Here is a 12,906-nt window from a genome sequence, read left to right as displayed (position 1 = left end):
ATCGAAAAACGTTGTGTTACTCGAAGTCAGAAGAAATGCTGAAACACTCTATTAGATTGCTACTTCACTACTTGAAACACCAATCGATACCAGCATTTGCGTAATTCATACTTCATTCAGCAACGCCCAATTTTGTTTGGTGGGGATTGTCTTTGAGTAGGGCGCGGGCGATTTCCAGGGTGCGGGGATGGCCCGGAAATTTCTCAACGGCTTCTTCCCAATATTTCGGTTCTGTCTTCCCCAGCACATATAAAGCTTCGACTGACGCAGTATCTTGAGAATGGTGTTTTAGCAAACCTTCCCAAGCTGCCTTGGCTTTCTTGGTGTTGCCGGTGAGTTCGTAAGCTTGCGCTCGCTTGAGAGCAATCTGTCCGTTTAGGACGCGATATTCAAACTCTAGTCCTTTTAACCGTTCCAGTGCCTTTTCTCCCTGCTTAGAGGCAATCAGATCGCTTGCCAGGAGATAACGGGCGCGGCTGCGGTCGAGGGATCTTGGCCCTGCGGCGATCGCTTCTAGCTGTGATGCTCGCTTTTGTGGGGGTAGCGAGATTAAAGACACAACCGCAGAGTTGTCGTTCTGATTTCCCGACATCAAGAAACTACCGTACCCATGCATCGGCACCCAGCCAACGACTTTTTCCAGCCAGACGCCATACTTAGTTGGCAACAAGGTTGCTCCCAACAGTATTGCGCTTAGTCCCACACTAGCAGCGATCGCTACTTTGTTTCTCCATCTCGATTGATGGGAGCGGGAAAAACTAAACTGTGACTTTCTCCGGGCAAAAATCGAACGTGACTTCCTCATGTAACCTCCTTGCGGCGGACATTGCTCTGTCCATCTAGCATTTCCGTAACGCCGATCTAGTTATTCGCTTTTTCCAGATGGAAGACCAAATCGGTCGTATTATTTACAAGCCATCCTTCTAGTAACCGACGGCTCGTTGACTCTCGATCGCTAATGGGTAAAAATACTTTAGAGAAAAAAGAATGGAAGGAGAGCGTGACAGACACGCCGCGTTTGCACTTGCGGGAGATCCCCTGGCAATTGGATGATTTAAGGAAGCGATGGAATTGACCAGCATTCTAAATTTGAGCGATGAGAAGCTCGCGAGTATTTTGCAGTCCCTGATTTGAGAGCCTAATTTTAAAGTTGGTAGCAGTGCCATCATGCGGGTGGGTTCTGGTAGCCCGATTCGCTGCCATCATGCTTATGGAACTAAACGATAAACGTTGAAATTAGACAGCTCGTACAAAGCGATCGCTGTTTGTGCCCGATTAATTAAGAAGCACAAGCGCAAAACTCTTTGAATTCGCTGGCGGTGTGCCATTTTGCTCCCGCGCTGACTGCTCCATTCAGCAGCCATTGACATGGAACTCTATTTAAACCAGGATAATCGATTTAAGCGAGCAGCCGAATATAAATGATCCCCGTCAGTAGGCGTCAGAAAGATTAATGAGGACTGAGGACTGAGGACTGAGGACTGAGGACTTGAGGACTGAGGACTGAGGACTGAGGACTGAGGACTGAGGACTGAGGACTGAGGACTGAGGACTGAGGACTGAGGACTGAGGACTGAGGACTGAGGACTGAGGACTGAGGACTGAGGACTGAGGAAGTGAGGACTGAGGAAGTGAGGACTGAGTAAAGCCCCTACTTAAAAGTATGGGCTTGAAACAAGGACATTTTAAGTCTCGCAGTGCGTGTCTCTACCTAATTTTTTTCTTTCTTCTCCATAGAATCAAGCCAGGGGCTTCAGATTTAGTGTGAATAATGATTAAATCTTTTGTCTACTCAGTCCTGACTCCTGACTCCTGACTCCTGACTCCTGACTCCTGACTCCTGACTCCTGACTCCTGACTTCCTCAGTCCTCAGCCCTCAGTCCTCACTCCTCAGCCCTCAGCCCTCACTCCTCAGCCCTCACTCCTCAGCCCTCAGTCCTCAGTCCTCAGCCCTCAGTCCTCTCTATGAGAACATCGGTGTTCAAAATTGATTAACACAAATTTCCGAAAAATTTATATTATCCCCCCACATCTGGGAGAAAATCCCCCAGCAGAGAGTAGACACGCGGCTGTCTAGGTAATAAATGGATAGCCGCATATATCACCTGCTAGAAGCTGCCGAGAAACTCTTAAAAATTCTTCAATTTTTTAGGATGCAGGAAACTTCTTGCAAAAATGGCAAAGCCTGACCAGAGCAGGCTAAAGAAGTTGTATTGCTACACTATTTAAAAGATTTTTGCAAGAAGTCTTTAGTTAATTTTTGAGTGCAGTCGGCTGACCATCCGAATATTTAGCGACCAACTGGGCAACCTGTGGATTGTACAACCTGAGGTAATTCCAGTAGTTTCCAAAAACCTGCCTGACGTAGCCTTTAGTTTCCTCAAAGGGAATTTCTTCGACAAATTCATCTGGATCGATAGACGGCCCTTTTTCTTTTAGCCATTTCGATACATTACCGGGACCCGCATTGTAACTGGCAACGGCTAACAAGGAATTATTGTTGTATTCCTTGTGGGTATAATCCAAAAACCAGGTGCCCAGCTTCACGTTATCGTTGGGATTTTCGGTGTTAAATTGCTTGACGCCAATTTTATCCGCCACCCATTTGCCGGTTCCGGGCATTACCTGCATTAAGCCAACTGCACCCGCAACCGAACGAATTTTTGGCTCAAATCGGGACTCTTGCCGAATCAGGGCGGTGACAAGCAGGGGATTGAGCTGGCGCTGTTGCGACCAGTTTTCGATAATTTCCAAGAACGGGAACGGATACAAGGTGTGCCAGTAAACGGGTTGTTTGCGGATTGTTTTGTATTCAGCTTGCTCTTCGGGTGTTTCTCGGTCTTCCAGAGTAGAAACCAGATTCATTCCTTTGAGGTGGTTGCCCAATCCCACCTGCATGATGCCGTTGGTAAATTGTTCGGCAACGGTTGGCTGCATCCGGTTCTGAAATTCTGCCTGCCAGAGCGTCCAAGCATCCCATTTTTGACCGAGCTGGTACAATTCCTTCAACGTTTCAGACCCGGCAGGTAGGATGGGATGCTCGACGGGTCGCACCACTTGCGGGGACAATTGACGCATGGTGGTAAAGTCTCCGACGTCCCAGCCCAACAAGACGGCAGATCGCCACGCATAGTAAGACTGGGGGTATTTCGCCAGGACGTGTTCGTAAGCGGCTTTCGCATCCTGCTGACGCCCTAGTTTGGCGGCCCATTTGCCGACCCAAAAGCCAGCTCTGGGAGCCAAAATATGATCGGGGTTTTGGTTGGCGATTGGCTGCGCCCATTGCCAAGCCCCTAAGAAATCCCCTAGCGTCGCTTTGGCTTGGGCGACTTTCCAGCGGTATTCTGCGGCGACATCGGAATTGCCATATTTAGTCAGTAGCAATTGACGAGCTTCAGCGGCTGATTTGTCGCTGTTGAGACGATCGAGGATTTCGGCTTTGGCGAGGAGTGCCTCACCGGCTTCGTCGGGAAATTTGCTGATGACGAGGTCGAGATAGGCGATCGCTTCTGGTGGCTGCGATGATAAAGAAGCCAGACGCCTCAAAGCTAGTCCGGTTTCTTTGGCATCGGGAAATTGCTTAATCATCTGTTGATAAGCAATTTTAGCTTCGGTTCGTTTGTCGCCGAGATGGAGTCCGCGCCCAATGCGGTAGGCGTGGAGGGAGGTGCGGGGGGCTTTGGCGTAGGCTTGTCCGGCTTTGCGGTACTGACGGTTTTCCCAGTAGCTATAAGCGATCGCTTGCCAATCTTCTGGCTTGAGCAGCGCTGTGCCTTTCTGCTTGAGTGCCGCTTCATGCAAAGTCACCAGCCGATCCAGAATTGGGAGAATGCCGGGGTCGTCTGGGGCGTTTTTGGCTAAATGTAAGAGCAATCTGGGTTGATTGGGATTCTTACTCAGGGAAGAACGCACAATTTCCAGGGTGCGGGGATGGCTTTTGAACTGAGCGATCGCTTGTTCTCTGTACTTGGGATTCTTTTGCCCCAGCACAAACAACGCTTCTGCAGCGACGGGATTATCAGGATAACTTTCGAGCAAATTCTGCCAAGCTGCTGTGGCTTTTGCTTTGTCCCCGGCAAGTTGGTAAGCTTGGGCGCGTTTCAGGGCAACGTAAGGAGCAAGAACCCGATAGTCTGCCTCCAATCCTTCCAAAGACCTGAGGGCAACTTTAGGCTGTTGTTGCATCAAATCTGTAGCCAACAGATAGCGGGCGCGGCTGCGTTCTGGGGATGGGGTGCCATTGGCGATCGCTTCTAGTTGTGCGACCCGCTGTGCCGCCGGTAGCGACGCCAATGGCAAAACAGAAGTCGTGGATTGACTCCCCTGGCTCAAGAGGGTTTTATCGGGGGACTGACTGTTCAGTGTTAATTTCTCCAGCCAACTGGTCAATTGCGGGACTGACAGCGTTGCCCCAGCGACTAGCGCCAGTAGCCCTGCTCCAACACTCAGCAAAATTTTATTTTTCTGTGCAAGCTTTAGCATCGATCCTTACCAACCCCAAAAGGGCAACAACCTTGTATTCCGTTAGCACCGTCTACAGAGAATCCAACGCAACTCCATCGGAGGGGTTTCTTGAATGGGAAACAAGTCACGTCCGCTCGTCCAGGATACAAACCAATTGGTCGGGGGCCATGCCTCTTGCGGAAGGTGAGTGCGCTCATAGTCAAGCACAGACTCATCCGACAGCATTTCCAGAGGTAAGTCCTCCATCGCTAGCTTCAGCTCCGATCGCGTCATGATATACGATCCTGCTACCTGTGACATTTCCCGCACCCGATCGTTCGGCTCATATCCATCCACAGCTAGAAAGACGTTGAACAACAACAGACCGCCACCTTGGATAACATCGCACATTTTCGCCAGGAGTAAGCGGACTTGATCGTTATCCCGAAAGTGAGAAACCACTTCCGCCACAATTACTAATTTGTAATGAGCGGGTCGCATTCTCACGAGGGGGTCGAGGATATCACCCTGAATGACTCGAATCGGTAAATTTTCCGCAATTGCCGCATTTAACAATTGTTCCGCCAAACCGGGAGTCAGTTCTAAGGCATCAACCGGATGACCTTTTTGAGCCAAGGGAAGGCTATTGCGACCCGTTCCCGCTCCCACATCAAGAATGGGGTTCCGAGCCGGATCTCCCAATTCAGCAGCCGTTGCCATTACTTTCGCGTCTGGGTGGCTGCCAAATAGGGGCGGCTCTCGGTTCTGAATCCACTGCTGGTACTGCTGGGCAACCGATAAAATCGTGGTTGAGACGTTACAGTTGAGGCTATTTGAGGAAGCGGGATCGGGTTCGTATTGAATGACTAATCGAGCATGAGGAGAAGCCAGAAAACCTTCTTGAATCTTAGATGCAATCAGATCGCGCAATTTTTGCAGCTCTTCGGGAGAGAGTTGGCGACCAATCGCCTCAAACAGCCGCTCCAGCCGATTGAGTGCATAATCTAGCATTGATGGCACGCATGGCATCGTCAGTTCGCCACGGGCAGAGGAATGATGATTAAACTGTCTCTGGAGATTCTTCTGTAGCAGGCTCGGATCGAGGCTTGCTGCCAACTGGTTGCTAGGAACTGGCGCATTGGATGGCGACGAAAGAGGTTGGGGTTCTCTCTTAGCTTTGGAAACCATCAATCCGCTCCTAAGTCCATTGGATGATTCGCAAAAAGTGCATTCCTATAAAGTGTATCTACAGGGGACAAGTTACGCGGGTGGGCGGACAGGTCTTGTTGATGATTTTTTGAGCAATACTGTTACAGGTAGTGCTTTAAGGTAAGAGCCGGGGATGGATATTCGAGCGATTGATACGCCACGTTTGGACTGGACTGGGGACGCTCTCGCCCTTGGGTTTTTTGAGGACGCGGTGGAGGTGACAGACGATTTAGCGGCGCTGGATGAGAAGTTTGCCGGTACGCTGAACGAACTGATTGCAGAAACTGAATTTAAGGGAAAAGAAGGGAGTAGTGCTGTCACCCGCGTGGGTGCGGGTAGCCCAGTTCGGAAAATTATTCTGGTAGGACTGGGGAAAGCAGACGCTTTTAAACCGGATACTCTGCGGCGAATCGGTGCAGCGATCGCTCGGTTAGCGAAGAAGGAAAAGAGCAAAACTCTGGGGATTAGTCTGCCGGTGTGGAATCATGCCCCCGATGCAACGACTGGGGCGATCGCGGAAGGGATACTGCTGGCTCTTCATCAGGATAATCGCTTTAAGTCAGAACCGGAGGATAAGGAGCCACAGCTAGAGCGGGTGGATTTACTGGGATTGGCAGGTCAGGAAGAAGCCATTACTCGCGCTCAATCCCTATGTTCGGGCGTGATTCTGGCGCGGGAACTGGTTGCTGCACCGCCGAATGAATGCACTCCCATGACGATGGCCGAAACTGCACAAGCGATCGCTTCTAACCACAACCTCCAGTTAGAAATTCTGGAACAAGAAGAGTGCGAAAAATTGGGCATGGGTGCGTTCTTGGGTGTTGCCAAAGCTTCCGAGATGCCGCCTAAGTTTATCCATCTCACCTACAAGCCGGAAGGCACTCCCCGCCGTAAATTGGCAATCATTGGTAAGGGTCTGACTTTCGATTCTGGCGGTCTAAACATTAAAGGCGCGGGTAGCGGCATCGAAACCATGAAGATGGACATGGGGGGTGCTGCGGCTACCCTAGGTGCGGCGAAGGCGATTGGTCAACTCAAACCAGATGTCGAAGTTCACTTTATCTCAGCGGTTACTGAGAATATGATCAGCGGTGGCGCTATGCACCCAGGCGACATCCTCAAGGCATCCAACGGCAAAACGATTGAAGTGAACAACACTGATGCGGAAGGTCGATTGACTTTAGCAGATGCGCTGGTATTTGCCGAAAAGCTCGGCGTTGATGCCATTGTCGATTTAGCCACGCTGACGGGTGCTTGCGTAATTGCCCTAGGCGATGATATTGCGGGGTTGTTTACCCCCAATGACACAGTTGCTCAAGAGTTGCTGCAAGCATCGGAAAAGGCAGGTGAAAAGCTATGGCGGATGCCGATGGAAGAGAAATACTTTGAAGGCATCAAGTCCCCCATTGCCGATCTGAAAAATACGGGACCTCGTCCGGGTGGTTCGATTACGGCTGCCCTCTTTTTGAAGCAGTTTATCCAAGAGACTCCTTGGGCGCACCTCGACATCGCCGGTCCCGTCTGGACGGATAAAGAGAACGGGGTCAACAATTCCGGTGCTACGGGTTACGGTGTCCGCACCCTAGTCAACTGGGTACTGAGCAACTGAATCTCAGATGCAAATTACCCATGATCAAGGGCTTTGTAATGGGTAATCGTCAGTCGTCTTAGGGACACAGACATTGCCTGTGTCCCGACTTTTCCTCAATCACCCATTAATTACCGTCTTTTGTTTTTTGCTTTTCACCCTCAACAGCTTGTTGAACGCCAGGGCTATCGAGAATCTCTTTTGCCATATTCATAAATTTTAGGCTGTCTGGATGAACAGTGCGCCTGAGCTGCGGCACTGGTTCTGGCGGTGACTGAGATTGTTCTGGTGTAAATTTGTGGTCTTCTGAATTCATCAAATACTTGCGCGACCTACACCCCAATTTGTTCGGGATTGAGAACTGAGTGAAGCATGAGAACGCTCAACACTCAGCACATTTTGAGGGGAGAAGCCGCACCCTCCAACTCAAAGACATTAAGCATTTGCTTTTCCAAATATTTTAACGGAACGAGCGTAATTTAGGTCGTGCCTCGCGCAAGTGTGAAGTAGACAAGTTGCCTTGTACCACGTCTAGGAATTCGCAAATTTCTGCCGCACGCTTGGGGTGATGCACATTACCTACTAAGCCCGATTGGAGCTAGCCCGCATCCTCACTGCCAAACTCCTCACTGCCAGACTATGGCTGCGGGCTAGCTCCAAAACCACGAGAATTTAGGCAATTTATCCGCCCTATTGCCATTGTGGAGTATACGAGTATCCCAAAACCCTCGATTGCCGAATCCTACTTATGTCCTATGACTGATGATATTATTTACCTATCTTTTTAAAATCTTGGGTGAAGATAAGAGACGTTTTTATAACCATTCTAATCTAACTTTATCTAAACTTCACAAAAGTTCCTGCAAAACCCGGCAATTTTAAAGATTAAGTAAAGATACTTGCCCTTGCATAGATGAGTTCGTAAGTATTGGGTAAAATTTTATGAATATTTAATAAAGTTCTCAGTAAAAATCTTGAGCAAATGCTGTAGATTTAACCAAGGAAACTGAGGTTGACTGCTGAGAGCGATCGCTCCGCTGTCAGTCTACTCAAGTAGGATGACGGAGAAGATTCAGAGGCATCCTAAGACGCTCGACGTACCCCCAAGCAATTCGGCGGCAAGCGCCAGGGCGGTAGGTAGAGTTACCAATCTGCATCATTACTAACACAACATCGGCATCTATCTACTCAAAAAACCGGTCAAAACTTATGGTTGACGTTACAGTAGCCATTCCCACCTTTAATAGTGAAAAGCGTTTACCCGAAGTTCTCGATCGACTCAGAGAGCAGATCAACACCGAACACTTTTCGTGGGAAATTCTTGTTGTTGATAACAACAGCACCGACAAGACAGCAAAAATTGTTCGAGAGTATCAAGCCAACTGGTCAGAAATTGCTCCGTTATACTACACGTTGGAAGTTGAGCAGGGAGCAGCATTTGCGCGACAACGGGCTGTTGAAGAAGCCAGAGGCACTTTAATTGGCTTTTTAGATGATGACAACCTACCTGACTCTAACTGGGTTGCCGCTGCTTATGCCTTCGGTCAAGCGCATCCAGAAGCGGGTGCATACGGTAGCCAAATCCACGGAAATTTTGAAGTCGAGCCACCTGAGAATTTTAAAAAAATCGCTTGTTTCTTGGCATTAGTGGATCGAGGCGCGGACGCCAGCCGCTACGAACCGCGCCAGAAGATCCTGCCTCCAGGGGCAGGATTAGTGGTTCGCAGACAAGCTTGGCTGGAGAACGTTCCCAAGCGCCTCGTCCTCAATCACAAGGGGAGAGAAGCTAAGTTAGCCAGTGAAGATTTGGAAGCCACATTGCATATTCAGCGGACGGGTTGGGAAATCTGGTATAATCCCGAAATGCGTGTTTACCATCAAATTCCCCGTTGGCGATTGGAAAAAGATTACCTGATTTCTGTCGTGCGTTGCGTGGGTTTAAGTCGGTATCACATTCGGATGCTCGGTCTTAAGAACTGGCAAAGACCTATAGCTTTTCCAGCTTACCTGCTCAACGATCTCCGCAGGCTGATGCTTCACCTGATTAAATATCGAGGAGAGAGCCAAATAGACTTGATTGCGGCTTGCGAGCGGGAACTACTGTTATCTAGCTTGATTAGTCCTTTTTTCCTTTTAAAAAATAAATACTTAGAAATTGGGCAAGCTAAAATATTTGGCTTGAGAGAAGACATTAATTCCTTGCCAGGACTTGGTAGATCAAAAAGTATCTACTGCCCCATAAGTAAGCAAGGTTAACCACTCAAAAATTCGACTGGATACAACATTTAGCCGTGGGGATTGATGATAGCTTACACGGCTACTGTGAAGGCAACTTCCGAATCCCAAGCAGGGCTTGTAAATATGTCTCAGGTGGACTTTACTGTAGCAATTCGCACTTACAATGGGGAAAAGCTTCTACCAGCAGTTTTGGAGCGATTGCGATCGCAGATGGGCACCGAGCAGATTTCTTGGGAAATTGTTGTCGTCGATAACAATAGCACTGACAACACCGCCAAAATCCTTCAAGAATATCAATCTAACTGGTCTCAAGCGTATCCGCTCATATATTACTTTGAGCCACAGCAAGGCGCAGTGTTTGCAAGACTACGCGCCATTAAGGAAGCAAGAGGTACTTTTATTGGTTTTTTGGATGATGATAATTTTCCGACCCCTAATTGGGTAGCAGCAGCCTATTCTTTCGGTAAATCTCATCCCAAAGCGGGTGCTTTTGGAGGTCAGATAAAAGGAGAATTTGAAGTTTATCCGCCAGAAAACTTTGAAAGAATACAATCTTTTTTGGCACTGAAAGAACGGGGTTCAAAACCTAACTTATATGACCCGGAAAATTTAAGCCTTCCTCCAGGAGCCGGATTAGTTGTCCAAAAACAAGTTTGGCTGGATAACGTTCCCGCTCAACTCGTTCTTCAGGGACCAGTTGGGTCATCTTTGGCAGCCAAAGGAGAAGATTTTGAAGCGCTACTATACATCGGACGCGCTGGTTGGGAAATTTGGTACAACCCCGAAATGTGTATTTATCATCAAATTCCCAAGTGGCGACTAGAGAAAGATTACTTAATAACCCTGATTCGGGGGGTAGGCTTAAGTATTTGTCAGCTCCGCATGATTAATGCTAGTAATTGGCAAAAGCCAATTATTATTACCAGAATCCTTTTAGGCAACCTGCGTAGAGCCATTCTTCAACTGATTAAATATAGAGGCAAGTTGAAAACTGACCTAGTTGCTGCCTGCGAAATGGAATTTTTCTTGAGCAGTTTAGCGAGTCCATTTTATTTGTTTAAAAAGAGTATGCAAATAAAATTTCTAACCTGGAAAAATTAGTAGGGATGTAACTCTCAGCAACTAAGTAGTTCGTGTAACTTTGGTGAAATAATTTTATTAAGCTCAGACTCGTTTACGTTTAACAATGTTCAATTAATCAAACGAACGCCTATTGAACTAAACTTGACATAAACGTGCCAGATTTTACCTGGTTGAACTGTTTTTAAGAAGGGTAGTCGCATCAACCATGTCAATTTTTAAGAAAAGAATTAAGGTTTTGCTCTATGGAAATGTACATGGAGCTTATCGCTGCGAAAATTTGATCAAGTTTTTGTTAGATTCTGGATACTATGTTTCCTTCGTCTATCCAGACTTTTACCTCCGAGGAAGAGGAAAACAAACCTTTTTTACTCAATTTATTCGCAAAATTTTCTCTAAATTTTATCTCATAGAGCTTTTTGTAAAAGCTGCTTTGGCAGACGTAATCTACGTATTGCCAATGAGTGCTAATTTTATTCAAAGTGCTTTGTGGGTATCAAAACTCTTTAAAAATAAACTGGTCATAGAACCATACATATCGATGTATGACACTTATGTAAGAAATAAGGATGACATCAAAGAAGGAAGTAAAGCAGCCAAAGAAATATTGAAGAAAGATATACTAGCGTTTACGAAAACAGATTATATTATTCACTTGTCCGCTTATGAACTTGCCTACTGGGCAAAAGTTTTAGAAATTGAACTCGATCCAAATAAAGTTTTTATTGCTCCTTTGTTTACAGAATCGAGACTTAGCCTTAAAAGACAATTTATGCAGGAGGGTCTCCTAAATATCTGTTGGTGGGGAACAATTCTTCCTCTACACGGCGTAGATAATATATTACAAGCTATGAAAATTTTGAAGGAAAAAGAGCTACTGTTTACCTGCAATTTATTTGGTGCCTATGGATCTGGATATGCAGAACGGTTTCATGCCTACGAAAACAAAATTAAGCAAGATGAACTAAGCGATCGCGTTTTTCTTAGAAAAGATTTAAAGTTTTCTGATCGATCTCTACCTAAATATCTAGTAGAAAACTGCGACGTAGCCTTGGGTGTATTTGGTAATAACGAAAGGGCGCGTAATAGTGCAACCCCCAACAAACTGGTCGAATCCCTGGCAATGGGAATACCAACCTTGAATATGAACTTTCCTGGGTTAAAAGAATTCTTTAACCCAGAAGTAGACTTTTGGACTTGCGAACCTACAGGTGAATCCATAGCTCAAACAATTCTGGCAATCGTCAATGGTACAGCCCCTGCCGTAGACTGGGAACAGACTCGCCAGAAGGCATTGAATACTTTTAGCCTAACTCGATATCAGGAGGTAGTAACTAAAGTCTTAGATAAAGTTGAAGATGACTTGCAAAAAGAATAAGTGTCAAATTATATTGAGTAGCCAGGATAGAAAATTACTGAATGTAACTACGGGTGCGAATGGGAAGATTGATTCATGAAATTAAGTGTGATTATTCCCTGTTTTAATGCAGCAGATACCCTTCCTATTCAACTTGAAGCATTGGCAAACCAAGACTACTTTGACTCATGGGAAGTAATTATCTCTGATAACGGCTCCACTGACGATTCAGTAGCAATTGTGGAACAATATAAAGAACGGTTACCCAATCTCCGCATCGTTGATTCATCTAAACAGCAGGGGCGTTCCTTTGCACGTAATACTGCTGCAAAAACGGCGACTGGGGACGCATTGGCGTTCTGCGATGCTGATGACGAAGTGGCTCCTGGATGGGTCGCTGCTATGGGCAAGGCGCTCTCGAAGTATGAATTCGTTGCGGGTCGCCTCGAATATAAAAAACTTAACGAACCTTGGGTACAAAAAGCTTATACACTTAAGCAGAAAAATGGGCTTCTTGAATACAAATATCCCCCTTATCTGCCTTTTGCAGGTAGCTGCAATCTTGGTCTTAAACGCTCGTTGCATGAATCTGTCGGCGGTTTTGATGAAAACATGATCCGGCTGCAAGATGTAGACTATTGTTGGCGGCTCCAACTTGCCGGAATAAAACTTCACTTTGTAAAAGACGCAGTCGTTCATTACCGGCTCCGCAGCACTCTGAACGGTATGTACGAGCAGGCACGCTTGTGGGGAGAGTACGATGTTTTTCTATATAAAAAGTATCAACCATTGGGTATGCCCCAGCTTTCATGGAAGACCAGTGGAAAAGCTTGGTTGCACTTGTTGAAGCGCCTTCCGAAGGAATTTTTTACTAAGGAAACCCGTAGTAAATGGGTAAAAGATTTGGCTTGGCGCATCGGACGGTTACAAGGTTGCGTCAAGTACCGGATTTTAGCCTTCTAAACGTTGCAATTATTCTCTGAGATGCAG

Annotated in this window: 10 protein-coding genes and 1 pseudogene; 6 read left to right on the top strand and 5 right to left on the bottom strand. The window is 46.9% G+C overall.

Going from position 1 to position 12,906, the window contains the following annotated elements; all coding sequences use genetic code 11:
* Window positions 1-104: pseudogene (locus tag AC2VDX_RS21980) on the top strand (IS1 family transposase); the annotation flags it as partial.
* 8 nt (window positions 105-112) lie between these two features.
* On the opposite strand, the gene AC2VDX_RS21975 reads toward AC2VDX_RS21980, so the two are convergent.
* From AC2VDX_RS21975 to AC2VDX_RS21960, 4 genes are all read right to left on the bottom strand, one after another.
* Window positions 113-805, bottom strand: a complete 693-nt coding sequence (locus AC2VDX_RS21975; RefSeq protein WP_378185159.1) for a tetratricopeptide repeat protein — start codon at window positions 803-805, stop codon at window positions 113-115.
* Window positions 806-1,208: 403 nt separating this feature from the next.
* Window positions 1,209-1,364, bottom strand: a complete 156-nt coding sequence (locus tag AC2VDX_RS21970; protein WP_486928241.1) for a hypothetical protein — start codon at window positions 1,362-1,364, stop codon at window positions 1,209-1,211.
* Between the two features lie 890 nt (window positions 1,365-2,254).
* The gene (locus tag AC2VDX_RS21965; protein ID WP_378185163.1) at window positions 2,255-4,483 is read right to left on the bottom strand and encodes a lytic transglycosylase domain-containing protein; all 2,229 of its coding nucleotides are present in this window, start codon (window positions 4,481-4,483) and stop codon (window positions 2,255-2,257) included.
* A 42-nt stretch (window positions 4,484-4,525) separates the two neighbouring features.
* The gene (locus AC2VDX_RS21960; protein WP_378185165.1) at window positions 4,526-5,632 is read right to left on the bottom strand and encodes a class I SAM-dependent methyltransferase; all 1,107 of its coding nucleotides are present in this window, start codon (window positions 5,630-5,632) and stop codon (window positions 4,526-4,528) included.
* A 154-nt stretch (window positions 5,633-5,786) separates the two neighbouring features.
* Between AC2VDX_RS21960 and AC2VDX_RS21955 the strand changes: the two genes are divergently transcribed.
* A complete protein-coding gene (locus AC2VDX_RS21955) occupies window positions 5,787-7,262 on the top strand; it encodes a leucyl aminopeptidase (protein WP_378185167.1) in 1,476 nt (491 codons plus the stop codon).
* Between the two features lie 106 nt (window positions 7,263-7,368).
* Here the strand turns inward: AC2VDX_RS21955 and AC2VDX_RS21950 are convergent, their stop codons facing one another.
* Window positions 7,369-7,557 (bottom strand): hypothetical protein, encoded by a 189-nt coding sequence (locus AC2VDX_RS21950; RefSeq protein WP_378185169.1) that lies wholly within the window; start codon window positions 7,555-7,557, stop codon window positions 7,369-7,371.
* 893 nt (window positions 7,558-8,450) lie between these two features.
* On the opposite strand from AC2VDX_RS21950, the gene hpsE (AC2VDX_RS21945) reads away from it, so the two are divergent.
* The 4 genes from hpsE (AC2VDX_RS21945) to AC2VDX_RS21930 all read left to right on the top strand — a co-directional run bounded on the left by hpsE (AC2VDX_RS21945) (window position 8,451) and on the right by AC2VDX_RS21930 (window position 12,879).
* Window positions 8,451-9,497: a hormogonium polysaccharide biosynthesis glycosyltransferase HpsE gene (hpsE, locus tag AC2VDX_RS21945; protein ID WP_378185171.1), complete on the top strand. Its 1,047-nt coding sequence runs from the start codon at window positions 8,451-8,453 to the stop codon at window positions 9,495-9,497.
* A 105-nt stretch (window positions 9,498-9,602) separates the two neighbouring features.
* Complete coding sequence (gene hpsE / locus AC2VDX_RS21940) at window positions 9,603-10,580, top strand: hormogonium polysaccharide biosynthesis glycosyltransferase HpsE (RefSeq protein WP_378185173.1); 978 nt, start codon at window positions 9,603-9,605, stop codon at window positions 10,578-10,580.
* A gap of 187 nt (window positions 10,581-10,767) precedes the next feature.
* On the top strand, window positions 10,768-11,937 hold the full coding sequence (locus AC2VDX_RS21935; RefSeq protein WP_378185175.1) for a glycosyltransferase: 1,170 nt from the start codon (window positions 10,768-10,770) through the stop codon (window positions 11,935-11,937).
* A 75-nt stretch (window positions 11,938-12,012) separates the two neighbouring features.
* A complete protein-coding gene (locus tag AC2VDX_RS21930; RefSeq protein ID WP_378185177.1) occupies window positions 12,013-12,879 on the top strand; it encodes a glycosyltransferase family 2 protein in 867 nt (288 codons plus the stop codon).
* The last annotated feature ends 27 nt before the right edge of the window (window positions 12,880-12,906 follow it).

The sequence above is a fragment of the Coleofasciculus sp. H7-1 genome (assembly GCF_057473865.1).
This window is presented reverse-complemented; position numbering and strand designations above follow the sequence as displayed.